Annotated in this window: 26 protein-coding genes; 16 read left to right on the top strand and 10 right to left on the bottom strand. The window is 76.3% G+C overall.

Going from position 1 to position 26,064, the window contains the following annotated elements; translation table 11 throughout:
* Positions 1–31 precede the first annotated feature (31 nt).
* Positions 32–571 carry a bacterial proteasome activator family protein gene (locus ACU616_RS09580; RefSeq protein ID WP_446758239.1) on the top strand — a complete coding sequence of 180 codons (540 nt, stop codon included), beginning with the start codon at positions 32–34 and terminating at the stop codon, positions 569–571.
* Positions 572–724: 153 nt separating this feature from the next.
* Positions 725–1,726 carry a type IV toxin-antitoxin system AbiEi family antitoxin domain-containing protein gene (locus ACU616_RS09575; protein ID WP_446758238.1) on the top strand — a complete coding sequence of 334 codons (1,002 nt, stop codon included), beginning with the start codon at positions 725–727 and terminating at the stop codon, positions 1,724–1,726.
* A gap of 99 nt (positions 1,727–1,825) precedes the next feature.
* Here the strand turns inward: ACU616_RS09575 and ACU616_RS09570 are convergent, their stop codons facing one another.
* The 3 genes from ACU616_RS09570 to serS are packed head-to-tail and all read right to left on the bottom strand — an operon-like array spanning position 1,826 to position 4,837.
* Positions 1,826–2,629: an HAD family hydrolase gene (locus tag ACU616_RS09570; protein ID WP_446758237.1), complete on the bottom strand. Its 804-nt coding sequence runs from the start codon at positions 2,627–2,629 to the stop codon at positions 1,826–1,828.
* Positions 2,622–3,548, bottom strand: a complete 927-nt coding sequence (locus tag ACU616_RS09565; RefSeq protein WP_446758236.1) for an HAD family hydrolase — start codon at positions 3,546–3,548, stop codon at positions 2,622–2,624. Before ACU616_RS09565 ends, ACU616_RS09570 begins: the two co-directional genes overlap by 8 nt.
* Positions 3,545–4,837, bottom strand: a complete 1,293-nt coding sequence (serS, locus tag ACU616_RS09560) for a serine--tRNA ligase (RefSeq protein WP_446758235.1) — start codon at positions 4,835–4,837, stop codon at positions 3,545–3,547. The genes ACU616_RS09565 and serS overlap by 4 nt, the downstream gene beginning before the upstream one ends.
* A gap of 112 nt (positions 4,838–4,949) precedes the next feature.
* Between serS and ACU616_RS09555 the strand changes: the two genes are divergently transcribed.
* From ACU616_RS09555 to ACU616_RS09545, 3 genes are all read left to right on the top strand, one after another.
* Positions 4,950–6,386, top strand: coding sequence for a GuaB1 family IMP dehydrogenase-related protein (locus ACU616_RS09555; protein ID WP_446758234.1), 1,437 nt, complete (start codon positions 4,950–4,952; stop codon positions 6,384–6,386).
* Entirely contained in the window at positions 6,383–6,730 is a 348-nt protein-coding gene (locus ACU616_RS09550) for a metallopeptidase family protein (protein WP_446758233.1), read from the top strand. The genes ACU616_RS09555 and ACU616_RS09550 overlap by 4 nt, the downstream gene beginning before the upstream one ends.
* Positions 6,731–6,832: 102 nt before the next feature.
* Positions 6,833–7,168, top strand: a complete 336-nt coding sequence (locus tag ACU616_RS09545; RefSeq protein WP_446758232.1) for a GroES family chaperonin — start codon at positions 6,833–6,835, stop codon at positions 7,166–7,168.
* A gap of 18 nt (positions 7,169–7,186) precedes the next feature.
* On the opposite strand, the gene ACU616_RS09540 is transcribed toward ACU616_RS09545, so the two are convergent.
* Positions 7,187–7,648, bottom strand: coding sequence for a MarR family winged helix-turn-helix transcriptional regulator (locus ACU616_RS09540; RefSeq protein ID WP_446758231.1), 462 nt, complete (start codon positions 7,646–7,648; stop codon positions 7,187–7,189).
* Between the two features lie 57 nt (positions 7,649–7,705).
* On the opposite strand from ACU616_RS09540, the gene ACU616_RS09535 reads away from it, so the two are divergent.
* Positions 7,706–9,802 carry an MMPL family transporter gene (locus tag ACU616_RS09535; RefSeq protein ID WP_446758230.1) on the top strand — a complete coding sequence of 699 codons (2,097 nt, stop codon included), beginning with the start codon at positions 7,706–7,708 and terminating at the stop codon, positions 9,800–9,802.
* Positions 9,803–9,911: 109 nt separating this feature from the next.
* Here the strand turns inward: ACU616_RS09535 and pheA are convergent, their stop codons facing one another.
* Positions 9,912–10,847 (bottom strand): prephenate dehydratase, encoded by a 936-nt coding sequence (gene pheA, locus ACU616_RS09530; RefSeq protein ID WP_446758229.1) that lies wholly within the window; start codon positions 10,845–10,847, stop codon positions 9,912–9,914.
* 122 nt (positions 10,848–10,969) lie between these two features.
* Here pheA and ACU616_RS09525 point away from each other — a divergent pair, with 122 nt between their 5' ends.
* Together ACU616_RS09525 and ACU616_RS09520 are read left to right on the top strand one after the other, a co-directional pair.
* Positions 10,970–12,688, top strand: coding sequence for a diguanylate cyclase (locus ACU616_RS09525; RefSeq protein WP_446758228.1), 1,719 nt, complete (start codon positions 10,970–10,972; stop codon positions 12,686–12,688).
* Entirely contained in the window at positions 12,685–15,450 is a 2,766-nt protein-coding gene (locus tag ACU616_RS09520) for a diguanylate cyclase domain-containing protein (RefSeq protein WP_446758227.1), read from the top strand. Before ACU616_RS09525 ends, ACU616_RS09520 begins: the two co-directional genes overlap by 4 nt.
* Positions 15,451–15,572: 122 nt before the next feature.
* Here the strand turns inward: ACU616_RS09520 and ACU616_RS09515 are convergent, their stop codons facing one another.
* Complete coding sequence (locus ACU616_RS09515; protein WP_446761464.1) at positions 15,573–16,670, bottom strand: MFS transporter; 1,098 nt, start codon at positions 16,668–16,670, stop codon at positions 15,573–15,575.
* A 337-nt stretch (positions 16,671–17,007) separates the two neighbouring features.
* Here ACU616_RS09515 and ACU616_RS09510 point away from each other — a divergent pair, with 337 nt between their 5' ends.
* Both ACU616_RS09510 and ACU616_RS09505 read left to right on the top strand, forming a co-directional pair.
* A complete protein-coding gene (locus ACU616_RS09510; protein WP_446758226.1) occupies positions 17,008–17,607 on the top strand; it encodes a TMEM165/GDT1 family protein in 600 nt (199 codons plus the stop codon).
* A gap of 50 nt (positions 17,608–17,657) precedes the next feature.
* Positions 17,658–17,975, top strand: coding sequence for a hypothetical protein (locus ACU616_RS09505; RefSeq protein ID WP_446758225.1), 318 nt, complete (start codon positions 17,658–17,660; stop codon positions 17,973–17,975).
* Here the strand turns inward: ACU616_RS09505 and ACU616_RS09500 are convergent.
* Positions 17,956–18,525: a TetR/AcrR family transcriptional regulator gene (locus ACU616_RS09500; RefSeq protein ID WP_446758224.1), complete on the bottom strand. Its 570-nt coding sequence runs from the start codon at positions 18,523–18,525 to the stop codon at positions 17,956–17,958. The two genes, ACU616_RS09505 and ACU616_RS09500, sit on opposite strands and share 20 nt — an antisense overlap.
* Positions 18,526–18,602: 77 nt before the next feature.
* Between ACU616_RS09500 and ACU616_RS09495 the strand changes: the two genes are divergently transcribed.
* From ACU616_RS09495 to ACU616_RS09485, 3 genes are read left to right on the top strand one after another with little or no spacing between them, the layout of a single operon-like run.
* Positions 18,603–18,995 (top strand): antibiotic biosynthesis monooxygenase family protein, encoded by a 393-nt coding sequence (locus ACU616_RS09495; protein ID WP_446758223.1) that lies wholly within the window; start codon positions 18,603–18,605, stop codon positions 18,993–18,995.
* A 41-nt stretch (positions 18,996–19,036) separates the two neighbouring features.
* Positions 19,037–20,005, top strand: coding sequence for an ABC transporter ATP-binding protein (locus ACU616_RS09490; RefSeq protein WP_446758222.1), 969 nt, complete (start codon positions 19,037–19,039; stop codon positions 20,003–20,005).
* Entirely contained in the window at positions 20,002–20,829 is an 828-nt protein-coding gene (locus ACU616_RS09485; protein WP_446758221.1) for an ABC transporter permease, read from the top strand. Before ACU616_RS09490 ends, ACU616_RS09485 begins: the two co-directional genes overlap by 4 nt.
* 4 nt (positions 20,830–20,833) lie before the next feature.
* On the opposite strand, the gene ACU616_RS09480 is transcribed toward ACU616_RS09485, so the two are convergent.
* Positions 20,834–21,310: a VOC family protein gene (locus tag ACU616_RS09480; protein ID WP_446758220.1), complete on the bottom strand. Its 477-nt coding sequence runs from the start codon at positions 21,308–21,310 to the stop codon at positions 20,834–20,836.
* A gap of 27 nt (positions 21,311–21,337) precedes the next feature.
* On the opposite strand from ACU616_RS09480, the gene ACU616_RS09475 reads away from it, so the two are divergent.
* A complete protein-coding gene (locus ACU616_RS09475; protein ID WP_446758219.1) occupies positions 21,338–22,180 on the top strand; it encodes a helix-turn-helix domain-containing protein in 843 nt (280 codons plus the stop codon).
* 4 nt (positions 22,181–22,184) lie between these two features.
* On the opposite strand, the gene ACU616_RS09470 is transcribed toward ACU616_RS09475, so the two are convergent.
* The gene (locus ACU616_RS09470) at positions 22,185–23,096 is read right to left on the bottom strand and encodes a haloalkane dehalogenase (protein ID WP_446758218.1); all 912 of its coding nucleotides are present in this window, start codon (positions 23,094–23,096) and stop codon (positions 22,185–22,187) included.
* 107 nt (positions 23,097–23,203) lie between these two features.
* Between ACU616_RS09470 and ACU616_RS09465 the strand changes: the two genes are divergently transcribed.
* Positions 23,204–23,959 (top strand): MerR family transcriptional regulator, encoded by a 756-nt coding sequence (locus ACU616_RS09465; protein ID WP_446758217.1) that lies wholly within the window; start codon positions 23,204–23,206, stop codon positions 23,957–23,959.
* Between the two features lie 122 nt (positions 23,960–24,081).
* On the top strand, positions 24,082–25,173 hold the full coding sequence (locus ACU616_RS09460; protein ID WP_446758216.1) for an FUSC family protein: 1,092 nt from the start codon (positions 24,082–24,084) through the stop codon (positions 25,171–25,173).
* Positions 25,174–25,204: 31 nt separating this feature from the next.
* Here the strand turns inward: ACU616_RS09460 and ACU616_RS09455 are convergent, their stop codons facing one another.
* Positions 25,205–25,999 (bottom strand): methyltransferase domain-containing protein, encoded by a 795-nt coding sequence (locus ACU616_RS09455; RefSeq protein ID WP_446758215.1) that lies wholly within the window; start codon positions 25,997–25,999, stop codon positions 25,205–25,207.
* Positions 26,000–26,064 lie beyond the last annotated feature (65 nt).

The following is a 26,064-nucleotide window of genomic DNA, read 5'->3' as shown; positions in this document are numbered from 1 at the left end:
ACCCCGCCGGACGAGGGGCAGGATGGAGGGCATGACGGCACCGCAGAACGGCAGCGAGCGTCCGCAGCAGGTCGTCGTCGTCGGTCCTGACGGCCGGCCGGTCGGCGCGATGCCCGTGCCCGCCGGCGGCGCGGAGGACGGCGACGGCACGCACGGCTTGAGCGAGATGGTCGAGCAGCCGGCGAAGGTCATGCGGATCGGCACGATGATCAAGCAGCTGCTCGAGGAGGTGCGCGCGGCGCCCCTCGACGAGCCCAGCCGCGCGCGGCTGCGCGACATCCACGCCTCGTCGATCCGCGAGCTGGAGCAGGGGCTCGCGCCCGAGCTGAGCGACGAGCTGCGGCGGATCACCTCACCCTTCAGCCAGGAGGAGACCCCGTCGGACGCGGAGCTGCGGATCGCCCAGGCCCAGCTGGTCGGCTGGCTGGAGGGCGTGTTCCAGGGCATCCAGACGGCGCTGTTCGCGCAGCAGATGGCCGCCCGGGCGCAGCTGGAGGAGATCCGGCGTCGCGCCCTGCCCAGCGGCGCCGTGCCCGCCGAGCCCCGTCCCGGCGGCGGCCAGTACCTGTGAGGTGGCGGCGCCACGATCAGGGAACCTGATCATGGCGCGTCCTCCCTCACGGTGGGCGGTGAGGGAGGACGCGCGACGGTGAGGGAGGACGGCGTCGTCCACAGATCCGGCTGACCGGGTTCCCCTCGGACGCCGCGCTCGCAGACTGCTCGCGTGCACCCGCTCCTGGAGTCCGCCACCCGGCGCCGCCTCGGCGTCTTCACCGTCGCCGACGCCCGCCGCGCCGGCTGCCGGCCCGACGAGATCCGCTCCGCCGTGGGCACCGGCCGCTGGCACCGGCTGCGCCGCGGCGTCTACGTCGAGACGGCGACCTGGCTCGCCCTCGCCGACGACCCCCGGGCCCGGCACCTCGTCGAGTGCGCAGCCGCCCTCACCGTGCTGGGCGCCGGACCCGTCGTCAGCCACGACTCCGCCGCCCGGTTCCACCGGCTGGTCCTGCCCCGCTCCCCCGACGGCGCCGTCCGCCTGACCCATCCCGACGCGTGGCGCCGCGGACGCGGCTACCGGATCGCGGCGGCCGAGCTGCCGCCCGGGGACGTCGTCCACGACGCCCCGCTCGCCGTGACCTCCGCGGCCCGCACGCTGGTGGACTGCGCCCGGGAGTGGGCCCTCGCCGACGCCGTCGTCGCCCTCGACGAGGCGCTGCACAGCGAGCGGGTCCGGCGCGACGACCTCCGCGCGGCCGTGCTCGCCCAGTCGCACTGGCTGGGCATCGGGGAGGCGGCGCGGGCCGTGGACCTCGCCGACGGACGCGCCGAGTCGCCCCTGGAGACGCGGGGCCGGCTGGCGTTCCTGGCGGCGGGGCTGCCCCGGCCCGATCTGCAGGTGGAACTGCACGGGCCGCGCGGGTTCGTCGCGCGGGTGGACGCCTGGTTCGACGACGCCGCCGTCGCCGTGGAGTTCGACGGGCGGGTGAAGTACCTCGATCCCCGGTCGGGTCGCACCGCCGGTGACGTGCTCTGGGAGGAGAAGCGCCGCGAGGACCGGATCCGCGAGCTCGACGTCCGGGTGGTGCGCGTCGCCCAGGAGGACCTCGGCGCGGTGCACGCGGTGGCCGCCCGCCTCGCCGGCCTGCTCGCCACGCCGCTGCCGGGCCCGCGGCGCTTCACCGTCGTCCGCCGCCCGGAGCCCGGTTCCGCCGACGCGGCCGCCTGAGACCGTCCTCCCTCACCGCAGCGCGTCCTCCCTCACGGTGGGCGGTGAGGGAGGACGCGCCACGATCAGGTCACCTGATCGTCGCTCCGGTCAGAGACGTCAGAGGGTGGCGAGGAACGCGGCGACGCCGTCGTCGTCGTTGGTGCCGGTGACGTCGGTGGCCGCGGCCAGCACCTCCGGGTGCGCCTGTGCCATCGCCACGGCCCGGCCGCCGCCCTCGCGGACCCAGTCGAAGGCCGCGACGTCGTTGGGCATGTCCCCGAACACGACGACGTCCTCCGGGCCCAGCCCGTGCCGCGCCGCGACCCGCGCCAGGCCCGTGGCCTTGGTGACGCCCGGCGCGGAGATCTCGGCCAGCGCGTTCTCCGACGACGTCGTCACCGTGGCGCGGTCGCCCACCACGCGCTGCACCAGCGCGACGAAGGGGTCGCGGTCCATGGTCTCGTGGCGGGCCAGCAGCTTGGCCGCGGGCGCGGCGACGATCTCCTCGAGGGTGGCGGCGGCCACGCCGGGCCCGCCGACGTCCCACCGCGGCTGGTACACCGGCTCGTGCCGGAACTCCAGGCCGTACTCGACGGCGAACCCGGTGTCGGGCTGCTCGGCGCGCAGGGCCGCGGTGACGGTCCGCAGGAGCTCGGGCGGCAGCGCGTCCTCCTCGAGCACCTCGAAGCGCTCGAGGTCGAGCAGCACCGCGCCGTTGCAGCAGACCGCGGTGCCCGAGCCGAGCACCCGCCTGATCTTGCTCATCCACCGGGGCGGCCGGCCGGTGGCCAGGACGACGGGCACGCCGGCGGCCCGCCACCGTTCCAGCTCGGCCACCGTCGCGTCGCTGACGGTGTCGTCGGAGCGCAGCAGCGTGCCGTCCATGTCGCTGGCGATCAGCCGCGGACGCCAGTCAGACACCGGCCAGCACCGCCTCGAGGTAGCGGGCCACGCCGTCGGCGTCGTGCCCTCCGGTCTCGCCGGCGGCGGCCGCCCGCACGGCCGGGTGGGCGTTGGCGACGGCGACCGCGCGGCCGCCGGCCCGGGTGGCCGCGACCATCATGGGCAGGTCGTTGGGCATGTCGCCGAAGACGAGCACGTCGCCGAACCCGACGCCGTACCGCTCGAGCGCGACGGCCAGGCCGGTGGCCTTGGTGACGCCGGGCGGCAGGACCTCGATGAAGCCGAGCCCGGCGTGGGTCACCTCGGCCTCGGCCGGGTCGACCACCCGCAGGGCACGGGCCAGCAGCTCGTCCTGGCCGACCGAGGGCGAGCGCAGGAACACCTTGAGCACGGCGCCCTGCGGCAGGACCTGGTGGCGCGGCAGCAGGGAGGCGGGCTCGGGATAGGGCCAGTCGAACCCGTGCTGCACCCGCAGCGGCGCGTGCGCCCCCTCGCGTGACTCGGCCTGCTCGGCGGCGTCCTCGACCGCGACGACCAGCTCGCCGGCCACGGCCTCGATGCGCTCGATGACCGCCGTGGCCTGCGAGCGGGGCAGCCCGACCGTGCGGAGCACCTCGTCGCGCTCGAGGTCGACGACGTAGCCGCCCTGCGCCAGCACCGCGATGCCGCGCCCGTCGAGGGCGGTCCGGACGCTGTCGAGCAGCCGCGGCCCGCGCCCGGTGACGCCGACGACCGGGATGCCGGCGGCCCAGCACGTCTCCAGGGCCGCCCGCGTGCGCGGGCTGACGACGCCCTGGGAGGTGAGCAGGGTGCCGTCGAGGTCGGTGGCCACGACCTTCGGTCGCCAGCTCCCGAGGTCGCCCTGCTCGACCACCCGGTCGGACTCGGGTGAGGGGACGTGCCCGGAGATGACCGGCCGGGGCGCGGCCCCGGTCACGCGGGCACCGGCGCGGCCAGGGTCATGCCCGGCGTGAGCGCCTCGACCCCACCCAGCCAGGGGCGCAGGGCCACCGGCACGTGCACCGACCCGTCGGCGCGCTGGTGCACCTCGAGCAGGCAGGCGATGGTGCGGGCGATCGCGCACAGGGTGCCGTTGAGGGTGGCCGCCGTCTGCGGCCGGCCGTCCTCGTCGCGGTGGCGGATGGCCAGCCGGCGGGCCTGGAAGGTGGTGCAGTCCGACGTCGACGTCAGCTCGCGGTAGGTGCCCTGCGACGGGAACCACGCCTCGATGTCGTACTTGCGCGCGGCGCTGGTGCCCAGGTCGCCGGCGGCGATGTCGACCACCCGGTAGGGCAGCTCGAGGGCCTGGAGGAACTCCTCCTCCCAGGCCAGCAGCCGCAGGTGCTCGGCGGCGGCCTCCGCAGGAGCGCAGAAGCTGAACATCTCGACCTTGTCGAACCAGTGCACGCGGATGATCCCGCGGGTGTCCTTGCCGTAGCTGCCGGCCTCCCGGCGGAAGCAGGAGGACCAGCCGGCGTAGCGCAACGGGCCGGCCGAGAGGTCGAGCACCTCGTTCATCCGCATCCCGGCGAGGGCGACCTCGGAGGTACCGACGAGGTAGAGGTCGTCGCGCTCGACCTTGTAGACCTCCTCGTCGTGCTCGCCGAGGAAGCCGGTGCCCTCCATGGCCTCGGGCTTGACCAGGGCGGGGGCGACGACGGGGGTGAACCCGGCGGCCACCGCGCGGCTGATCGCCAGCTGGGCGAGGGCGAACTCCAGCAGCGCGCCGGGGCCGGTGAGGAAGTAGAAGCGGGCGCCGGAGACCTTCGCGCCCCGCTCGGTGTCGATCGCGCCGAGCGCCTCGCCGATCTGCAGGTGGTCGCGCACCTCGAAGTCGAAGGAGGGCACCTCGCCCACGGTCCGCAGCGTCACCGCGTCGTCCTCGCCGCCGGGCGGCACGCCGTCGTGCACGACGTTCGGGATCGACAGGTGCACCTCGCGCAGCGCGGCGTCGGCCGCCCGCTGCGCCTCCTCGGCCTCCTTGACCTGCGCGGCCAGCGCGCGGGCCCGCTCGAGCACGGCGGGGCGCTCCTCGGGCGCGGCCTTCTTCACCGCCTGCGAGGCGGCCTTCTGCTCCGCGCGCAGGTCGTCGGCCCGCTTGACGGCCTCGCGGCGCGCGGCGTCGGCGGCCAGCAGCGCGTCGACCCGCGACTCGTCGGCGCCGCGGGCACGCTGGCTGGCACGGACGACGTCGGGGTGCTCGCGCACCAGGCGCAGGTCGATCACCCCCCGATCGTAGAGAGGTGCCGGAGGGGCGCCCGGTCCCCACCGGAGACGCTCACCCCTCCCGACGAGATCGCGCGATCTCGCCCGACGCCGCATGCGGGACACTGGGGGCATGCGGTTCCTCAACGGTCAGCGCCCGGCGACCGACCTGACCTACGCCGACGTCTTCATGGTGCCCGACCACAGCACCGTGGGCTCCCGGCTCGAGGTCGACCTGACCACGCCGGACCGGGTGGGCACGACCATCCCGGTCGTGGTCGCCAACATGACCGCGATCAGCGGCCGGCGGATGGCCGAGACGGTCGCCCGCCGCGGCGGGCTGGCGGTGCTGCCGCAGGACATCCCGGTCGACGTCGTCGGCGAGGTCGTCTCGTGGGTGCACGCGCGCCACCCGGTGTACGACACCGCGATCACGCTGGCGCCGACGTCGACGGTCGGCGAGGCGCTGTCGCTGATGACCAAGCGGGCGCACGGGATCGTCGTGGTGGTCGACGAGGGCGGCGCGCCGCTGGGCGTGGTCACCGACGGCGCCTGCCAGGGCGTGGACCGCTTCAGCCAGCTCTCCCAGGTCATGGCCGCCCACCCGCTGACCATCCCCGCCGGCACCGACCTGCCCAAGGTCTTCGACGTGCTGTCCGAGGAGCGGGTCAGCGCCGCGCCGGTGGTCGAGGGCGACCGGCTCCTGGGTGTGATCACCCGCAAGGGCGCGCTGCGCTCCACGCTCTACACCCCCGCGGTCAACGCCGAGGGCCGGCTGCTCACCGCGGCCGCCGTCGGCATCAACGGCGACGTCGCGGGCAAGGCCTCGGCGCTGCTGGCCGCCGGCGTCGACGTGCTCGTCGTCGACACCGCGCACGGCCACCAGGAGAAGGCGGTCGAGGCGGTGCGCGCCGTGCGGTCGGTGGCCGGGCCGGTGCCGGTGGTGGCCGGCAACGTGGTCACCGCCGAGGGCACCCGCGACCTGGTCGAGGCCGGGGCCGACGTCGTCAAGGTCGGCGTCGGGCCGGGCGCCATGTGCACCACGCGGATGATGACCGGCGTCGGGCGCCCGCAGTTCTCCGCCGTCGAGGAGTGCGCCGCCGAGGCCCGCCGGCTGGGCCGGCACGTGTGGGCCGACGGCGGGGTGCGCCACCCGCGCGACATCGCGCTGGCGCTGGCCGCGGGCGCGGCGAACGTGATGGTCGGCTCCTGGTTCGCCGGCACCTACGAGTCGGCCGGCGACATCCACGACGACGGCAGCGGCCGGCTCTACAAGGAGTCCTTCGGCATGGCCTCCGCCCGCGCGGTCAGGGCGCGGACGGCGGCGCAGAGCGGCTTCGAGCGGGCCCGGGCGGGGCTGTTCGAGGAGGGCATCTCCTCGTCGCGGATGTACCTGGACCCGGCGCGCCCCGGCGTCGAGGACCTCGTCGACCAGATCGTGGCCGGGGTGCGCTCGTCGTTCACCTACGCCGGCGCCCGCACGGTCGACGAGTTCCACGAGCGCGCGGTGCTGGGGGTGCAGAGCGCGGCCGGCTACGAGGAGGGTCGGCCGCTGCCGACCAGCTGGTGAGACCGCTGCCGCGGGAGGTCTTCGAGTCGCTGGTCGCCGACGCGCTCGACGCCGTCCCCGCCGAGCTCATGGCGCTGCTGGACAACGTCGTCGTGCTGGTGGAGGACCGCAACGAGGACGAGCCGGAGCTGCTGGGCCTCTACGAGGGGTACGCGCTGACCGAGCGCGGCTGGCAGTACGGCGGGGCACTGCCCGACCGGATCATGGTCTACCGCGAGGCGATCTGCGACGTCTGCTCGACCGCGGAGGAGGTGGTCGAGGAGGTGACGGTGACCGTGGTCCACGAGATCGCCCACCACTTCGGCATCGGCGAGGAGCGCCTGCACGAGCTCGGCTGGGGCTGAGGAAGGACCTCCCTGCCCCCCGCCGCTCGCAGGCTCGCGGCGGGCCCGTGCAGGGAGGCCACCCAGCCGGAAGGAGTCACCTCTCCGCGTACGGTGACCGCTGTGCCATCCGACGTCACCAGGAGCAGCGGGCTGCCGATCAAGATGCTGCACGACCGGATCCTGGTGGCCCTGCGCCGGGAGGACGGCGAGCGCCGCTCCACCGGCGGCATCCTCATCCCGGCGACGGCGCAGGTGGCCAAGCGGCTGGTGTGGGGCGAGGCGCGCGGCGTCGGGTCGAGCGTGCGGCAGGTGAAGGTCGGCGACCAGGTGCTCTTCTCCCCCGAGGACCAGCACGAGGTCGAGGTGCACGGCGAGGAGCTGGTCATCCTGCGCGAGCGCGACGTGCACGCCGTCGCCGCCGAGCGGATCGAGGAGTCCACCGGCCTCTACCTGTAGCGGCCCGACACGGCCCTCTCACGCCTCGGCGGCGTGGGCGGCGACCACCTCGGTCATCTCGGTGAGGAACCGGCGGACGACGGCGAGGTCGGTGTCGGAGTACCCGTCCATCGCCGCGACCAGGTCGCGCTGCAGCCCGCCGAAGAACGCCGTCCCGGCGGCCATCGCCGTCGGGGTCATCTTCAGCACCACGCGGCGGCGGTCGGCGGGGTCGCGCACCCGGCGCACGTGGCCGGCGCGCTCGAGCCGGTCGACCAGCGCGGTCACCGACGCCGAACTCAGCGACACCGCCGCACCGAGGCCACCGGCGGTGAGGGGCTGACCGCGGCGGGTGGAGTCCATGATGGCCACCAGCGCCCGGACGTCGGTGCGCCCGAGACCGTGCAGGTCGGCGAAGCGCTGCCCGACCGCGTCGAGCTCGACGCTGAGCCGGCGCAGCAGCAGGCCCACCTCGACCCGCTCCGCGTCGTTGCGCGCCACGCCGGCACCCCCTAATCTCTCGATGGTCGAGATGACAGGTCGTCGAGAGGTCCCATCATGGCCCGCCGGGTCCGCTGGCTGCTCCCCCTGCTCGTCGTCCTGGTGTGGATCGGAGCCGCCGGGCCGCTCGGCGTCCTCAGCGGCAAGCTGACCGGGCTGCAGGAGAACGACACCGCCGCCTTCCTCCCCGACAGCGCGGAGTCGACCCGGGTGGCCGACCTGCAGCAGGACTTCTCCCCGGTGCAGGCCATCCCCGCGATCCTCCTGTGGGAGGGCGACGGCCCCCTCGACCAGGCGACGCTCGGGGAGATCCAGCAGCGCGTGCAGGAGGCCACCGCCGTGGCCGAGGACGCCGGGTTCCTGGCCGGTCAGCCCTCCCCGCCGATCCCGTCGCAGGACGGCGCGGCCGTGCAGGCCCTGCTGCCGCTGACGCCCGAGATCGGCGACGAGATCGTGCCCGTGGTCGAGGACCTCCGGTCGACGATCGCCGTCGACGGGACCTCGTCGTTCGTCACCGGCCCCGGCGGCATCTTCGCCGACTTCGCCAACGGGTTCGCCGGCATCGACGGGCTGCTCCTCCTGGCCGCCTTCGGCGTCGTCCTGCTGATCCTGCTGGTCGTCTACCGCAGCCCGCTGCTGCCCTTCCTGGTCATCGGGACCGCGGGCCTGGCGCTCACCGCCGGCAACGCGGTCGCCTACCTGCTCGCCGACGGCGGCCTGATCACCGTCAACGGCCAGAGCCAGGGCATCGCCTCGATCCTCGTCGTCGGCGCGGCCACCGACTACGGCCTGCTGCTGGTCTCCCGCTTCCGCGAGGAGCTGCGCCGGGAGCAGTCCCGGTTCACCGCCATGCGCACGGCGCTGCGCCGGTCGTGGGAGCCGATCGTGGCCTCGGGCGCCACCGTCGTCCTCGGCGTGCTGTGCCTGCTGTTCTCCGACCTGTCGTCCAACCGCGGCCTCGGGCCGATCTCGGCGGTGAGCGTCTCGCTCGCGGTGGTCGCCGCGCTGACCTTCCTGCCCGCGGCGCTCACCCTGCTCGGCCGCGCCGCGTTCTGGCCGTTCCGGCCGAGGTACGGCAGCGAGCCCCCGCGAGGCCGGGGCTGGCAGCGGGTCGCCACCCTCGTCGGCCGGCGTCCCCGCCGGGTGCTGGCCGTCAGCACGCTGGCGCTGCTCGCCGCGGCGGTGTTCGCGCCGACCTACGAGGCCTCGGGCATCACCTTCAGCGACGCCATCCGCGGGGAGTCCAACGGCGTCGACGGGCAGGAGGCGCTGGCCCGGCACTTCGACGCCGGCTCGGGCAGCCCGACCGTCGTCGTCACGCCGGAGGACTCGTGGCAGGCGGTGGCCGAGGCCGCGGCGGCCACCGACGGCGTCGCGTCCGTCGCCCCGTTCACCGGCGGGGCGCCCGGCGGCGACCCGGTCGTGGCCGACGGACTGGTCCGCCTCGACGTCACGCTCGCCGTGGCCGCCGACAGCACCGAGGCCATCGACGTCGTCCAGGACCTGCGCACGCAGCTCGACGACGCCGACCCGCAGGCCCTGGTGGGCGGCGACACCGCGAGCAACCTCGACGCCCGGGAGACCGCCGCGCGCGACCTGCGGGTGATCGTGCCGAGCGTGCTGGTGGTGATCACCGTCGTCCTGGCGCTGCTGCTGCGCGCGCTGGTGGCACCGCTGCTGCTGGTGGCCACGGTGGTGCTCAGCGTCGGCGCCACGGTGGGCGTGGCCGCGCTGCTGTTCGAGAACGTGTTCGGCTTCCCCGGCAGCGACCCCGGCATCCTGCTCATCGGGTTCGTGTTCCTCGTCGCCCTGGGGATCGACTACAACATCTTCCTCATGACCCGGGCCCGCGAGGAGTCCACCCGGCACGGCACGCGCGACGGCGTCCTGCGGGCGCTGGCCGTCACGGGCGGGGTCATCACCAGCGCCGGGATGGTGCTCGCGGCGACGTTCGGCGCGCTGTCGGTGCTGCCGCTGCTGTTCCTCACGCAGCTGTCGTTCCTGGTCGGCTTCGGCGTGCTGCTCGACACCTTCGTCGTCCGGTCGCTGCTGGTGCCCGCCGCCGTCGCGCTGCTCGGCGACCGCACCTGGTGGCCGAGCCACCTGTCCCGCCGGCCGCACCCCGAGCCCGAGCGGGAGCTCGAGCGCGTCTGAGGCCGACGGACCCCTCGGTCGTGACCATCGACGGGTGGCGGTCGGACCCGCCGCCGGCGGCAGCCACCCGCCGATGACCACGGGGACGACGGGATGGGGAGCCGCCCCCTCACACCTGGCCGGCGCGCAGGCGGGCGAGCCAGGCCCCGGCGTCGGCGAACGCGGTGTCGGCGGCGACGTCGGGCACCGGGCGGTTGGTGCGGCCGTCGTCACGCGGGTAGGAGCCGAGGAAGCGGACGTCGTCGCACACCCGGTGCAGCGCGGCCAGCGCCTCCCCCACCCGGGCGTCGGCGACGTGGCCCTCGCAGTCGAGGGAGAACGAGTAGACGCCGAGGCGCTCGCGGGTGGGCCGCGACTCGATGCGGGTGAGGCTGATCCCGCGGGCGGCGAACTCGCCGAGCAGGTCGAGCAGCGCACCGGTGCGGTCGCCGACCACGGCCACCAGGGAGGTCTTGTCGTTGCCGGTGGACGCCGGCAACGAGCCCGGCCGGCTGACCAGCACGAACCGGGTCACCGCGCCGGGGTGGTCGGCGACGTCCTCGGCCAGCGGGACGAGGCCGTAGCGCTCGGCGGCGATGGGCGCGCAGACCGCCGCGTCGTGCTCGCCGTCGGCCACCGCCCGGGCCGCGCCGGCGGTCGAGGAGGCCGGCAGCGTCGGGACGCCGGGCAGCAGCTCGGCCAGCGTGCGGGCCGTCTGCGCCAGGGCGTGGGGGTGGCTGACCACCCCGCGGACGTCGGCGAGCCGCGTGCCGGCGCGGGCGGCGAGGACGAACGCGACGGTGAGGAACACCTCACGGGTGATGACCAGCGGGTCGCCGTCGGCGAGACCGTCCATGGTGGTCGGGACCGAACCCTCCACCGAGTTCTCCAGCGGGACCAGCGCCGCGTCCGCCTCACCGGCACGGACCGCGGCGAGGGCGGCGGGGACGCTCGCCGCGGGCCGGCGCACCCCCTCGCCCGGTGCCACGGCACTGCTGAGCGCCGCCTCGGCGAAGGTACCCTCGGGACCGAGGTAGGTGAACCGTGTCGGAGGCGTCTGGAGCACCCTACGAGGGTAGTGCGGCCGGCAGGGGCGCAGGCCTCGTCGGGGAGAGCCGCCCGACCGCCGGCCACGACCGGACCATCCGCATCGAGTGGGAGGGATGAGTGACCCCCGGCTCGACTCCCGTGACCCACGGTGACCTCGACGCTGCGCTGTGGCGCGTCCTCGCCGCGAGCGGACGGGACGACCTCACCGCCTTCCGTGCCGAGCTCGACGCCGTCGAGCCTGCCCTCGCCGCGGCGAGCGAGCCGCGGTGGGCCGCCTGGCGGCACGCCCTGGACGCCCGCCGCGGGCTGCTCGACGGCGATCGGGACGCCGCGGCCGCGGCCGTCGTCGCCGCCCGGAGGGCCCTGGGCGCCTGCTGCCCGTCGGAGGCGACCGCGCTCGTGCTGGCCTACCTGGCCCACGTGGAGGCCGCCGCCGACCACCTCGACGCGGCGATGCTGCTGGCCGTCGACGGGAGCCTGCTCACCGAGCAGCTGACCCCGCCCACCCCGGCCGACGGCGAGGGCTCGCGCGCGCTGCACCAGGCGCACCTGTGGCTCTCCCTGACCCTGACCGCGCTGGACCTGGAGGAGCTCGCCCTCGCCCAGGCCGAGCAGGGCCAGCGGATCGCCGACGCCCTCCCCGACCTGACCGACCGCTGGCGGCTGCTGCGCCTGTGCGCCCAGCAGTCGACCGAGCTGGCGCAGACCCTGCGCCGCCGCGGGGAGGTCACGCGCTCGCGCGAGCTGGCCGAGAACGCGCTGACCTGCGCCACCGGTGCCCGCCGCCTCGACGTCGAGCCCGACCCCGACGACCTCGACCTGCTCGACGTCGTCCAGGCCTGGGCGCTGGCCTGCCACGACGACCTCGACGACGCCGTCGGCCCGCTGCGCCGGGTGCACCGGCGGGTGCACCGCGCCGGCAGCACCTGGCTGCGCGGCTACACCGACCTGGCGCTGGCCCGGCTGCTCGGCCGGCTCTCCCAGGAGCACAGCGGCGGCGGGCACGCCGAGGAGGCCGCCGACCTGCTCGTCGACGCCGCCGGCGCCTTCGCCGCGACCGCCGACCGGCGCCGCTACCGCCAGTGCCTGCTCGAGCTGGGCCAGACCACCGCCGCCATGGGCCGGCCCGCCGAGGCACTGCACTGGCTGGACGCCTACCGCTCCGACAGCGGCCGGGCACACGCGCGCAGCCGCGCCCTGTGGGCGGAGATGTTCGTCCGCCGCAGCCGGCTGCGCGAGGTCGAGCGGCAGGCCGCCCTCCTGCGCCAGCACGCCCTGGAGGACCCCCTCACCGGCCTGGGCAACCGGCGCAGCGCCGAGCGCCGGCTGAGCACCCTGCGGCTGGGCGGTGAGCCGCTGTCGCTGGCCGTCGTCGACGTCGACCGGTTCAAGGAGGTCAACGACGACGCCTCGCACTCCCACGGCGACGAGGTGCTGCGCCGGGTGGCCGCGCTGCTGCGCGAGCACAGCCGCACCGGCGACGAGGTCTACCGCTGGGCCGGCGACGAGTTCCTCGTGGTGCTGCCGACCGCCACGCAGGGCCAGGCGCTGGCCGCCGTGGAGCGGCTGCGCGCGGCCGTGGCCGATGCCGACTGGCGCGACCTGCCCCTGTCCGAGCCCATCACGGTGAGCATCGGGGTGGCCACCGCCCCCGCGGTCGACGACGACGCCGCCGACCCGCTCGCCTGGCGCTCGCTGTTCGACACCGCCGACCTGCACCTGTTCTCCGCCAAGCGCGGGGGGCGCAACCGGGTCCGGGCGCCCGGCCTGGTCGACGGCGGGGCAGACGACGGTGGCGTCGGTGCCGCCGCCGCGGCCCCGGTGGCCGGTGTCCCGTCCGAGGGGACGCCGGCGTGACCGGACCCGGCGTCTGGGACGCCAGTGACGCGACGGACGGCGGGACGGCCACCGCCCGGCGCGCCCGCCCGGCGGTGCTCGACTCCCCCGGCACCGACGTGCACAGTGCGCTGGTGCCACCCGGAGCCCTGCACCAACGGGTGACCGCCGCCCTCGCCAACTGGCAGCTCGACGACGCCGAGCGGCTGCTGTCGGTCGTCGACAGCTCCTCGCCGTACGAGGCCGGGTCCTCCGAGGGCGACCGTCGCGCCGCGGACGCGCACCCGGAGACGCCGCCCCTGGTCCGCGCCTGGGCCGACACCCTGCGCGCCGAGCTGCTCGTCCGCCGGCTGCGCGTCGCCGGTTTCACCCTCGTCGGCGAGCCGCTCGACGCCCCCGAGGCCACCGAGTCGCTGGACCTGCACGCCGGCGTGGCCGGCCTGCTCGACGGCACCGAGGACGGTCCCGACGACGACCCCCGCTCGGCGTCGGCCTCCAACGCCGCCCTGGCGATCGCCCTGGTCCGCTCGGCCAAGGCCGCCTTCGACGCCTCCGACGACGACCTGCAGCGCGCCGCCGGCCTGGCCCGCCACGCCCGCATCGAGCTGCTGTCCCGCCGGATCGACGCGGCGATGGACGAGGCGGTCGAGGCCGCCAGCCTGCTCGACCCCGCACTGCCGCCGAGCGCCCTGCTGGTCGACACCCTGGGCAGCCTCGCCGGCGTCCTGGCCGACCTCGAGCTGATGCCGCTCGCCCTGGACTACCAGCGCCGCGCCCTGGAGGCGGCCACCGCGGCCGCCGAGCGGGACGCGCTCGAGCCCGAGGACGGCGACCCCGCCGTCCTCGCCGCCCGCGCGGCGACCTCGCTGGGCGAGCTGTGCGCCGAGCTGGGCGAGGCCCTGCTCGACGACGGCGACCCCGAGCCGGCCGGCCCGCACTTCGCCGAGGCGCGCCGGCTGGCCGAGCAGGCCCTGGCCCAGCTGCCCCCCGACGCCGACGGCATCGTCGCCGCCCAGGTCGTGCACGGCTGGGCGCTGGTCGGTCTCGGCGAGCACGCCGCAGCCGCCGGGCCGCTGCGCGCCGCCGTCCGCATCACCAGCGCCACCGGCGACCGCGCCCTGCTGGCCTCCGCGCTGCTGGCCCTCGGCCGGGCGCTGCGCCGCCAGGGGGACGGCCGCGGCGCCGACGAGCAGCTGGCCAAGGCCCTGGCCCTGGGCACCGAGCACGGCCTGCCCCGGCTGCGCCGGGCCGCTCTGCGCGAGCTGTGCACGCTGCACGCCGAACTCGACGACGCCGGCCGCGCGCTGCCCTACCTGCAGGCCTACCTGGCCGACGAGCTGGACCGGGTCGACGAGCGGCGCACCCGCTGGGTGGAGCTGTTCGGCCGGCGCAAGAGCCTGCTGGAGAACGAGCGGGCCGCCGGCCAGCTGCGCCGCCAGGCCTACGAGGACCCGCTCACCCACCTGCCCAACCGCCGCTACGCCGAGGCCCGCCTCGACGGCCTGCTCAGCGCGGGGACGACGCCGGCGCTGGCCGTCGTCGACGTCGACCGCTTCAAGTCGATCAACGACGCCGTCGGGCACCCCGGCGGCGACGCGGTGCTGCGGGCGGTCGCCGAGCTGCTGCTGGCCGGCTGCCGCGACACCGACGAGGTCTGCCGCTGGGCCGGCGACGAGTTCGTCGTCCTGCTGCCCGACACCACCGCCGAGCAGGCCGAGCGGGCGCTGGAGCGCATCCGCCGGGCCGTCGCCGGCCACGACTGGGCCGCCCTGGGGGTCTCCGTCCCGGTGACCATCAGCGTCGGCATCGCCTCGGCGACCCGCGGCGACGACCGCCGCACGCTGTTCGCCGCGGCCGACGGCGTGCTCTACGACGCCAAGCGCAGCGGCCGCGACCGCGTCGTCCGGCTGTCCGCGGTGACCCAGACCCGCGCGCCCGACGCCCCGCCCGGGGAGCAGCCCGGCGCACCGGCGCGACCGGCGTCCGCGGTCGGCGTCGCCCCGCCGCAGCCGGCCCTCGACCCCGTCGGCGGCTTCGCCGCGCTGCTCGCCGAGCCGACGCGCCCGCTGGACCCGCCGCTGTCGACCGGCGGCCCGGCCGACCCGACGCTGGCCCCGCTGCCGCCCGCCGCCGAGCGCGCACCCGTCCCCCCGGCCCGCCGCGTGCCGGCCGAGCCCGACGTCATCTGGGGCGTGGGCCGCAGCACCGCGCAGATCCTGGCGCTGGTCCGCGAGGCCCGCGCCGAGCACCCCGACCGGCCGGCGCTGGTGGTGCGCGCGACCGCCGACGCCCTCGTCGCGCTGGCCGGCGAGCACGAGGCGCACACCACCGTCGACGCCGCGGCGATGTCGGCCGCCGTCGGCCCGATCCCGGAGCCGCGCGGCCGGGTCGGCGTCCTGTGCGCCGGCACCGCCGACGCCTCGGTGGCCGCCGAGGCCGCCTTCGTCGCCCGGGTGACCGGCACCGAGGTGGTGCGCGTCGACGACGTCGGCGGCAGCCGGCTGCGGCCGCTGCTCACCGACCGCACGCTGCTCGACGACGCCGACTGCCTCGTGGTGGTCGCGGGCCTGGACGCCTCGCTGGCGGCCACCGTGAGCGCGATGACCGACGTCCCGATCGTCGCCGTCCCCACCTCGACCGGGCACCCGGGCTCCTTCGGCGGGTTCGGCGCGCTGCTGACGATGCTCACCTCCGCCTCGCCGGGCGTCGTGGTGAGCAACATCGACAACGGCCACGCCGCCGGCCTGTTCGCCGCCCGCATCGCCCGCCGCACCGCGCGATGACATCGCCGTCCTACCGGACGGCACCGCGGCCAGGAGCCTGGAAGGACCCCCTTCTCCCACCCCTCGCCCGCTCGGGGCGGGACCCTCCGGGCCCCGCTCCTCCCGCCGCCCCGCAGGGCGGCTCACCTCCGGCCGGACACCGGCCGGGAGGCCGACAGACCCACCGCGACGACGGGGGCGGTCGCGGCGAACAGCACCGCCACCGCGAGCGCGCCGCCGAGCGACCACGCGGCGAACACCAGCAGCGAGGCGGCCTCCACCCCCAGGCCGGCGACGGAGGTGACGGTGGCCCGGACGGCCGCGGGCACCTGTTCCTGCAGCCGGGCCTCGCCCACGACCAGCACCGCCAGGTAGAGGCCGTACGCCACGGCGACGGCCGCCATCGCAACCGGGCGGGACCCCAGCGCACCGACCGCCAGCAGGGCCGCCGACAGCGCCAGCAGACCGGGCAGCGCCCGCGACGGCAGCCGCCCGACCCGGCCGGCCAGCGCGGCACCGGCCGCCCCGGCGAGCGCCACCCCGAGGACGGCGACCGGCACGACCGCCGTGCTCACCCCGCGGTCGCGGGCCATGACCGGGAAGTACTCCTCGAGGGCGTCGAGCCCGCCGAGCAGCGCGACGGCGGCCACCACGAGCCGCAGTCCCGGGACGCGCAGCGCCGCCCGCACCGCGGTGGCCGGCGGCACCGCCCCGTCGTCCCCGTCCGTGCGGGGCGGCTCGGGGAAGCGGGTGGCCAGCCCGGCCGCGGCCAGGCACACGGCGACGCTGACCCACCCGACCAGCGGGTGGCCGCCCAGCGACACCAGCGCCCCGGCCGCGAGCGCCGTGGGCACCTGGACGAGCAGCTCGGCCGCCGTCGTCGCGCCGTGCACGCGGGCGTAGGACGACTCCGCGCCGACGGCGGCCAGCCCGTCGTAGACCAGCGCCTCGGCCGCGCCGGAGACCAGGGCACCGCCGACGCCCCAGAGCACGAAGCCGGTGGCGAAGCCGGGCAGCCCGGGGGCCGCCGTCCAGACCGCGAAGCCGGCCGCCTCCGCGACGCCGCCCAGGACCAGCGCGCCCCGCCGGGACCAGCGGTCGGCGAGGACCCCCGTCGGCACCTCGGCGAGCAGGGCGGTGACCGACCACAGCGCGAACAGCCCGGAGACCTGCGCCGGCGAGAGACCGGAGTCGAGGAACAGCAGCGCGTAGAGCGGGTACACCGGGACCAGCCCGGACAGGGCGGTCCACCTGACCGCGAGGCGGGCGAGCGGCCGGGCAGCCGCCGGGAGGGGGTCGCGGACCGTGCGTCAACGGAACGGCATGGCGGGACGGTAACGGGGACCACACCCGCACGCACGCGGTTTGCCGCCGCCCGTCGGCTAGGCTCGACGGCCGAGAAGGGGAGTAGCCCCCCGTCCGCTGGTCGACATGCTGGCGCGCCACCCGTGGTGGCCGCCCGGTCAGCGGGCCCGCGCCGCGGCGCGGGTGGGCGAGACCTTCGACCGCAGCAGTGTCCCCACTGCCGGTCGGAGGCGCGCGCCCCCGCCCGGCGGTGCCGAGCAGAAGTGAGTCCCCGTGCTGGTCCTGTCGGTCGTCGCGACCGCGTTCGCCCTCGTCCTGCCGGTGGAGCTGCCGGACAAGACGCTGTTCGCCAGCCTCGTGCTGGCCACCCGCTTCGCACCGCTGCCGGTCTTCGTCGGCGTCGGCACCGCCTTCGGCCTGCAGGTGGCCATCGCGGTCACCGCCGGGAGCCTGCTCAGCCTGCTGCCGCAGGCCGTGGTCACCGGCGTGGTGGCGGTGCTGTTCCTGGTCGGCGCGGTGCTGCTCTGGCGCAGCGCGTCCGAGGGGCCCGAGGACGGCGGGGAGGCCGCCGACACGCGGGAGCGGACGTCGTTCCTGCGGGCCGCGGCCATCTCCTTCGGCGTGCTGTTCGCCGCCGAGTGGGGGGACCTCTCGCAGCTGGCCACCGCCGGCCTGGCCGCCCGCTTCGACGCGCCGCTGTCGGTGTTCGTGGGGGCCTGGGCGGCGCTGCTCACCGTGTCGGGCCTGGCGGTGTTCCTCGGCAAGACGCTGGCCGACCGGCTGCCGGTCGCGCTCATCCGCCGGGTGGCGGCGGTCCTGTTCGTCGTCTTCGCCCTGTTCGCCGTGGTCGAGACGGTGCGCGCCCTCACCTGATCGGGGGAGCGGCGCTGCAGCCGCCGGCGGTGGCGGCCGTTGCTGCTGGCATGACCGTCTCGACCCTCCCGGACGAGCGCACCGCGCTGCGCGCCCGGCAGGCGGAGCTGCTGCGGGACCTCGACGTGCTCGACGCCGGGGAGGACGCCGAGCTCGCCGCCGTCGTCCGGCTGGCCGCCGCCGCCACCGAGACGGCGGCCCGTGCGCTGGCCGCCCGGATCGGGCGGATCCTCGACACCCCCGCCGACGGCGGTCCGGCGCTGCGCTCGAGCACCGGGGTCGCCCTCTCCCGCCGCGGGGACACCGCCGACGACCTGCTGCGGCGCGGCGACGCGGCGATGTACGAGGTCAAGCGCTCGCGCCGCTGACCGCCGGGGACAGCAGCGCCAGGCGGGACACCAGCGCGTCGACCTGCGCGTCGAGGTCGGGCCAGGGCAGGTCCGGTCCGCCGGCCCGCAGGGTGACCACCCCGTGCAGCGCCGTCCACACCAGGGCGGCGTCGGCGCGCGCGTCCCGGCTGGCCGAGCAGCCGGCCGCGACGCAGGCCTGCACGGCGCCGACCAGGACGTCGAAGGCCCCGCCACCGGAGGCGGTCCGGCGCGGACCGAACATGGCGCGGTAGCGCGCGGGTGCGGCCAGGCCGGCCCGCACGTAGGCGCGGCACCCGGCGCGCAGCCGGTCGGCCGGGTCGGCGAGGTCCGCCGTCGCCGACCGGACCGCCGTCACGAGCTCGGCGAAGCCCCGGTCCACCACCGCGTCGAGCAGCGCGGACAGGTCGGCGAAGTGCCCGTAGACGGCCGGGGCCGTGACGCCGGCCGCCCGCGCCACCCCGCGCAGGGTGACGGCGTCGGCCGAGCCGGTCGATTCGACCAGCGCGGTGGCGGCCGCCAGCAGGTCGGCGCGGAGGTCACGGGCCACCCAGACCACTTTACATGCGTTAAGTCCCGGCCTATCGTCGCTATACACCTGTTAAGCAACGATGCGAGGAGGCTCCCGTGCCCCTGATCCCCGACCTGCCCTGGTCCGCCGGGCGCCCCGCCGACGACCCCGGCGTCGTCCTGGTCACCGAGCTGCACCTGCGCCGGCTGGTCGACGTCCCCGCCTTCTTCCGTGCATCGCTGGCCATCCGCCGCCAGGTGGCCGGCTCCCCCGGCGCCCGCTCCCTGCTGCTGCGCGCCCGGCCGCTCGCCCGGACCTTCACCACCGTGTCGTGGTGGGACGACGAGGCCGCGGTGCGGGCGTTCGCCCGGGCCGAGCCGCACCGCGGCGCGATGCGGCACTGGGCGCCCCGCCTGACCGCGTTCTCCAACCGCACCCTGCCCGGGGACGGCACGCCGCCGACCGTGGACGCCGCCCGTGCGGCCGCGGCCGCTGCGCCCTCGGCGTAGCCACGCGGCGGGACCCGCCCGGGGTGGCACCATCGCCGGGGATGGACGCCGCCGTGGAGGTCGCCGACCTCGTCAAGCGCTACCCGGGCCGGCCGGTCGACGCGGTCGCCGGGGTCTCGTTCACGGTCGCGCGCGGCGAGGTGTTCGGCCTGCTCGGCCCCAACGGCGCGGGCAAGACGACGACGATCGGCGTCCTCACCACCCGGGTGCTGCCCACCGGCGGGACCGCCCGGGTGGCCGGCGTCGACGTGGCCGCCGACCCGGTCACCGCGCGCAGCCGGCTGTCGGTGGTGCCGCAGCGGTCCAACCTCGACCGGTCGCTGACCGCCCGGCAGAACCTGGTCTTCCACGCCGCCTACCACGGCCTCGGCCGGGCCGAGCGCAACCGCCGGGCCGACGAGCTGCTCGAGCGGCTGGGCCTGGGCGACCGCGGTGGCGACAAGGTCGACGACTACTCCGGGGGCATGGCGCAGCGGCTGCTCAGCGCCCGGGCGCTGATGCACACGCCGCAGGTGGTCTTCCTCGACGAGCCGAGCACCGGCCTCGACCCGCAGGCGCGGCTGTTCGTGTGGGAGCGGGTGCGCGAGCTGCGGGCCGACGGCGTGACCGTCGTCCTCACCACGCACGACATGGAGGAGGCCGCCGAGCTGGCCGACCGGGTCGGGATCATGGACCACGGCCGCCTGCTGGCCCTGGACAGCCCGGCCGCCCTGACCCGCTCGCTGCCCGGCAGCGCGACGCTCGACGTCGACGTCGAGCGCGCCGACGACGACACCGACGAGGCCGTGCTCGCCGCGCTGGACGTCCTGCCCCAGACCGAGCGGGTGGAGCCGGTCACCGACGCGGCGGGCCTGCGCGCCCGGCTGTACCTGTCCGCGGACGCGGCGAGCACGGTCGGCCCGGTGTCGGAGGCGCTGGTGGCCCGCGGCGCCCGGCTGACCGGCGTGCGGATCGGCGAGCCGAGCCTCGAGGACGTCTTCCTCAGCCTGACCGGACGGGAGCTGCGATGACCGCCGTCGAGACACCGCGCACGCCGGCCGCCGCCCCGTCACGGGTCGCGCGGCCCGCCGTGGGGAGGGCGTTCACCGCGCTGCTGTGGCGCGACGTGTTCGTCACCGGCCGCGAGTTCGTGCCCTTCCTGCTGCAGGTCGTGCTCCAGCCGGTGTTCCTGCTGTTCGTCTTCGGCAAGGTGCTCACCGAGCTCGGCTTCACCTCGAGCGGCTACGCCGACGTCCTGCTGCCCGGCGTGGTCGCGCTGGCCGCCTTCCTCACCGCCCTGCAGAACACCGCGCTCCCGCTGGTCATCGAGTTCTCCTTCACCAAGGAGATCGAGGACCGGCTGCTCGCGCCGCTGCCGACCGCGCTGGTCGCCGTCGAGAAGATCGTGTTCGCGGCGCTGCGGGCGCTGGTGGCGGCCGCGGTCATGTTCCCGATCGGCCGGTGGGTGCTCGGCTCGCTGCCGGTGACCTGGTCCGACGTCCCGCTGCTGACCGCGTTCCTGGTGCTCGGCTCCCTGGTGGGCGCCGCCATGGGCATGGTGCTGGGCACCTTCGTGAAGCCGAACCGGATCAACGTCGTCTTCGCCGTCGTCCTGACGCCGCTGCTGTTCACCGGCTCCACCCAGTTCCCCTGGCCGGCCCTGGAGCAGCTGCGCTGGTTCCAGGTGGTGTGCGCGGTCAACCCGCTCACCTACGTCAGCGAGGCGCTGCGGGCGGAGATGGCGCCGCAGGTGCCGCACCTGCCGCTGGGCCTGTGCGCCCTGGCGCTGGCGGGCTTCCTCGTCGTCTTCGGCTGGCTCGGGCTGGTCGGCTTCCGCCGCCGGGCGCTCGACTAGCGGTTCAGAGGCCCCCCGACGAGGCCCACTCAGCGAGGCGGCGCTCGGCCTCCTCGGGACTGACGTCCTCGACGCGGGTCATGACCGCCCAGCGGTGGCCGAACGGGTCGTAGAGCGAGGCGAACCGGTCGCCGGTGACGAAGGTGGCCGGCTGCTCGCGCACGGTCGCGCCGCGCTCGACCGCCCGCGCGACGACGGCGTCGACGTCGGCGACGTAGACGCAGGTGGAGCTGCTGACCAGGTCGCCCTCGCGCGAAGGCGCGGTCAGGCCGAACCGCGGGTCCGGGTCCCCCAGCTGCAGGCGGCCGAGGCCGAGGTCGAGCTCGGCGTGCGGAACGGTGCCGCCGGGACCGTCCATGCGGCTGACCGTGGTCGCGCCGAACACCTCCTCGTAGAAGCGGATCGCCTCGGCCGCCGGGGAGCAGACGAGGAAGGGAGTCAGGGTCGTGTAGCCGTCGGGCCGGCCGTCGGTGATCGCCATGTCGGCGAGCCTGCCTACGCTCCGGCCGTGGCGTCTTGGACGAACGCGACAGCCCCGACGACCCGCGGCGTCCTGCGGCCCGCGGCGACCGCGCGGGTCGCCGACCTGCGCCGCGACGCCCCGGTGCACCCGGCGCTCGAGCCCTTCGTGGAGCGCTACTGGTCGGTGCGCTGGGACCGCACCGGGCAGCCGGCGTTCCGCTCGGAGGTGCTCAGCCACCCCAGCGTCAACCTCTCGGTCGAGACCGGCACCGAGCCGCGCTTCGGGACGGCGCTGCCGACGGTCCTGCTGCACGGCGTGGTCACCCGGCGGTTCTGCGTGGACCTCACCGGCGCTGGCCGGGTGACCGCGGCGAAGTTCCGGCCCGGCGGCTGGGTGGCGTTCGGCGGGCGGCAGCCGGCCCGCGACCGCGTCGTCCCGCCGGCCGACCCCCGCCTCGACACCGCCGGACTGCTCGCCGCCGTCCTGGCCGAGGAGGACGACGACGCGCGAGCCGCCGTCCTCGACGCCGCGCTCGCGCCGCTGGCCCCGGAGCCGACGCCGGCCTACACCGAGCTGCGGGCGCTGCTCGAGCGGATGGCCGCCGACCGCTCGCTCGTGCGGGTCGACCAGGTCGCGGTGCTGGCCGGCACGAGCACCCGGTCGCTGCAGCGGCTGTTCGCCGGCCACGTGGGTGTCAGCCCGAAGGCCGTGCTCGCGCGCTACCGCCTGCAGGACGCCGCGGCCGCGATCGACGCCGGCGAGGGCGACCTGGCCGGGCTGGCGGCGTCGCTGGGCTGGTTCGACCAGGCGCACTTCAGCCGTGACTTCCGGGCCGTCGTCGGCGTGCCGCCCTCGGCCTACCTGGCCCGCGCCCGCGCCGACGGCTGACGGCTCAGGGCAGGGTCGGGATCCAGTCGGCCAGCGCCCGGCCGATCGCGTGCGGGCTGTCCTCGGGGACGAAGTGCGACCCGGGCACCGTCACCTCGGTGACCGACGGCCACTTGCGGACCAGCGCCCGCGGCCGGCCGACCAGGATCGACCCTGGCTGCGCGTCGAGGAACAGCTTCGGGACGGCGCTGGTGCGCAGCCAGTACCCGTACTGGGCGACGACGTCGCGGACCAGCGGCGGGACGTTCTCGATGGGCAGCTGCCGGGGCCACTCCAGCGTCGGCCAGCGGTCCTCGCGCTCGCGGAAGGGCTGCCGGTAGCGCTCGTGGGCCTCCGGGCTCAGCCCGCGCAGCACCGAGGCCGGGAGGATCCGCTCGACGAACACGTTCCTGTCGAGCACGGCCGCCTCGCCGTCGTCCCCGCGCATGGTCCGGAAGATCTTCCGCGCGTCGGCCGGCCAGTCGGCCCAGGTCAGCGGGCTGACGATCGCCTCGGTGAACGCCAGGCCGCGCACCGCCTCGGGGTGGTGGTGCGCCCAGTCGAAGCCCAGCGCGGAGCCCCAGTCGTGCAGGACGAAGGTGACCCGGCGCTCGACGCCGACGGCCTCGAGGAAGTCGGCCAGGTGGGCGGCGTGGGCGAAGAAGGAGTAGGTGCCGCGCTGCGGGTGCGGGAGCTTGCCCGACTCCCCCATGCCGACCAGGTCCGGCGCGATGCAGCGCCCCAGGTGCTGCACGTGCGGGATGACGTTGCGCCACAGGTAGGACGACGTGGGGTTGCCGTGCAGGAAGACGATCGGATCACCCTCGCCGACGTCGACGTAGGCCATCTGCGTCCCGCGCACGGTCACCCGCTGACGGGGGAAGTGGTCCTCGGGCGAGACCCGGTCGTCGGCGGAGAGGTCGTCCTGGGCGGTCACCCCGGCATCCTCACCCAGGCGCCGTCGCGGCGCCGTCCGGGGATCGCGCTTGACCCTGACGCGACGTCAGGCTGTGCACTCGTCGTCGTCAGGGAGGAGGGACCCGCGTGAACGTGGGAGAGGTGGCCGCGCTGGCCGGCGTCACGGTGCGCACGCTGCACCACTACGACCGCATCGGCCTGCTGTCGCCGTCGGGCCGCACCGCGGCCGGCTACCGCCGCTACTCGGCGGCGGACCTGGACCGGCTGCACCAGGTGCTGCTCTACCGCGAGCTCGGGTTCCCCCTCGAGGAGGTCGCGACCCTGCTGGACGACCCGTCAGCCGATCCCGCCGAGCACCTGCGCCGGCAGCACCGGCTGCTGCGGGACCGGCTGGAGCGGACGCAGGCGATGGTCGCGGCCGTCGAGAAGGAGATGGAGGCGATGACCATGGGGATCTCGCTGACCCCGGAGGAGCGGTTCGAGCTGTTCGGGGACTGGCTCCCCGAGGAGTACGAGCAGGAGGCCGAGGAGCGCTGGGGCGACACGGAGGCGTGGTCGCAGTCGCAGGCGCGGACACGCTCCTACACCAAGGAGGACTGGGTGCGGGTCCAGGCCGAGGGCGAGCAGGTCGAGGCGCGGATGGCCGAGGCCCTGCGGGCCGGCGTCGCGCCCGACTCGCCGCAGGCGATGGACCTCGCCGAGGAGGCGCGGCAGCAGATCAGCCGCAACTTCTACGACTGCTCCCCGCAGATGCACGCCGGCATCGGCCGGATGTACGTCGAGGACGAGCGGTTCACGGCGCACTACGAGCGCCGGGCGCCCGGCCTGGCGCAGTGGGTGAGCACCGCCGTGCAGGCCAACGCCGCCCGTCAGGGCGCCTGAGGTCCTCTCCGGCGCACGTCCGCGGAGGTGCACGGGGCACCTCCGCGGACGTGCCCGGGCGCGTGAGCGGAGCGCCACCCCGGTGTCACGGTCAGTCGTCGAGCCGGTCATCCTGGCTCTCCGTGGAGACCGTGTGGGCGCTGCTGCGCCGTCCGCCCGTGCAGCGGGGGGTGCGGGCCGCGGTCGCCGCCGGGCTGGCCTGGCAGGTCGCCGTCCTGCTCCCGCCGCTGCTGTCCGACTACGCCTACTACGCGCCGCTGGGCGCGGTGATCGCGGTGCACCCGACGATCGCCGACTCCGCGAGCGCGGCCTGGCGCAGCGTGCTCGCCATCCTCACCGGGTTCGCGCTGACCGTCGCCGTCCACGAGGCGGCCCGGGCCGCGCCCAGCGCCCTGACCGTCACGCTCATCGTGGCGCTGGCGGTCGCCGTGGAGCAGTGGCGGCTGTGGCGGGAGCAGGCGAGCTGGGTCAGCTTCGCCGCCGTCCTCATGCTCACCGTCGGCCTCGACGACCCGACCGCCTACGTCCTCCGCTACGCCGGGCTCACTCTGCTCGGCGCGGCGACCGGCGTGCTGGTCACCACCGTCCTGTTCCCGCCGCTGCAGCTGACCCGCGCGGTCGAGCAGATCGCCCGCACCCGCTCGGCGCTCGCCGCGCACCTGCACGACGTCGCCGCGACGCTGCGCGACGGCCGGGTGCCCGACCCCGCCGAGTGGGCCGGCCGCTCCGCGGCGCTCGACCGCGCGCTGGACCGGATGCGCTCCGCCGAGGCCCAGGTCGAGCGCGCCCGCCGGGCCAACCCGCGGGCGCACCGGTGGCAGGGGCAGGCCGCCGGCATCCGCGAGCAGAGCCGCGCGCTCGACCGCGTCGCCGTCCTCGTCGACGACCTCACCTCGCTGGTGGTCGAGTTCGCCCCCCACCGCCACGGGATCGACCGGGTGGACGCCGGCACCGGCTGGGTGCTCGCCGACGCTCTCGAGGGGCTGGCCGGCGTCGTCTGCACGCCGCACCACCGCACCGACGGGACGACGACCGACGAGCGCGACGAGCGCATCGCCACCGCGGTCGCCGCCCTCGACCGGCTGGTCGGCCTGCTGCGCGACAGCACGGTCTCCGACGAGGAGGGGTTCTTCGCCCTCGGCGCCGTCGCGGTGGGTGTCCGGCGCGGGCTGATGGCGCTCGGCGCGCACACCCGGCGGGCACCGGTGGCCTGAGCGAGGCGGGGGGAGGGAGCCCGGGACGCGCTCAGACGCGGACCAGCAGCTCCCCGTGCAGCACGCCCAACCAGCCGTCGTCCGCGGCGGCCCAGCGCAGCCACGCCGCGGCGACCTCCTCCAGCTCCGCCGGCGTGGCCAGGCCGTGGGCGCGCGCCTGCTCGGCGAAGGACGAGGCCGTCGCCCGGCCGGCCCACGAGCGACCCCACCACTGCCGTTCGGCGGGCGTGGCGAAGCACCAGGAGCCGGTCGTCGCGGTGAGGTCGCGCAGCCCCGCGGCGTGCGCCCAGGCGACGAGCCGGCGCCCGGCGTCGGGCTCGGCGCCGTTGGCGCGGGCCACCCGCGAGTAGAGGTCCAGCCAGCGGTCGAGCCCCTCGTCGGCCGGGTACCAGGTGAACGTCGCGTAGTCGGCGTCGCGGACCGCGAGCAGCCCACCGGGCCGGCACACCCGCGCCATCTCGCGGAGGGCGGCCACCGGGTCGGTCAGGTGCTGCAGCACCTGGTGGGCGTGGACGACGTCGAACGCGTCGTCGGGGACGTCGAGGGCGTAGGCGTCGCCGACCGCGAAGGTCGCCGGCACGCCCTCCCGAGCGGCGAGGTCGCGGGCCTCGGCCAGCGGGTCGGCGGAGACGTCGAGTCCCAGCACCCGGCCCGGGGCCACCCGCCGGGCCAGGTCGACGGTGATGGTGCCCGGCCCGCACCCCACGTCCAGCACGTCGAGGCCGGCCCGCAGGTGCGGCAGCAGGTACCCGGCGGAGTTCTCCGCCGTGCGCCACCGGTGCGCCTGCAGGACCGGCTCGGCGTGGCCGTGCGTGTAGGTGTCCACGTCCGGATCCTGCACCGCCATCCCATTCCGCGGAACGGGTTTCTCAGCAGGTGGGACATCCGGGA

The sequence above is a fragment of the Geodermatophilus sp. URMC 62 genome, assembly GCF_052931475.1.
The sequence above is the reverse complement of the archived record's forward strand: the minus strand, read 5'-3'. Positions and strand labels throughout refer to the sequence as shown.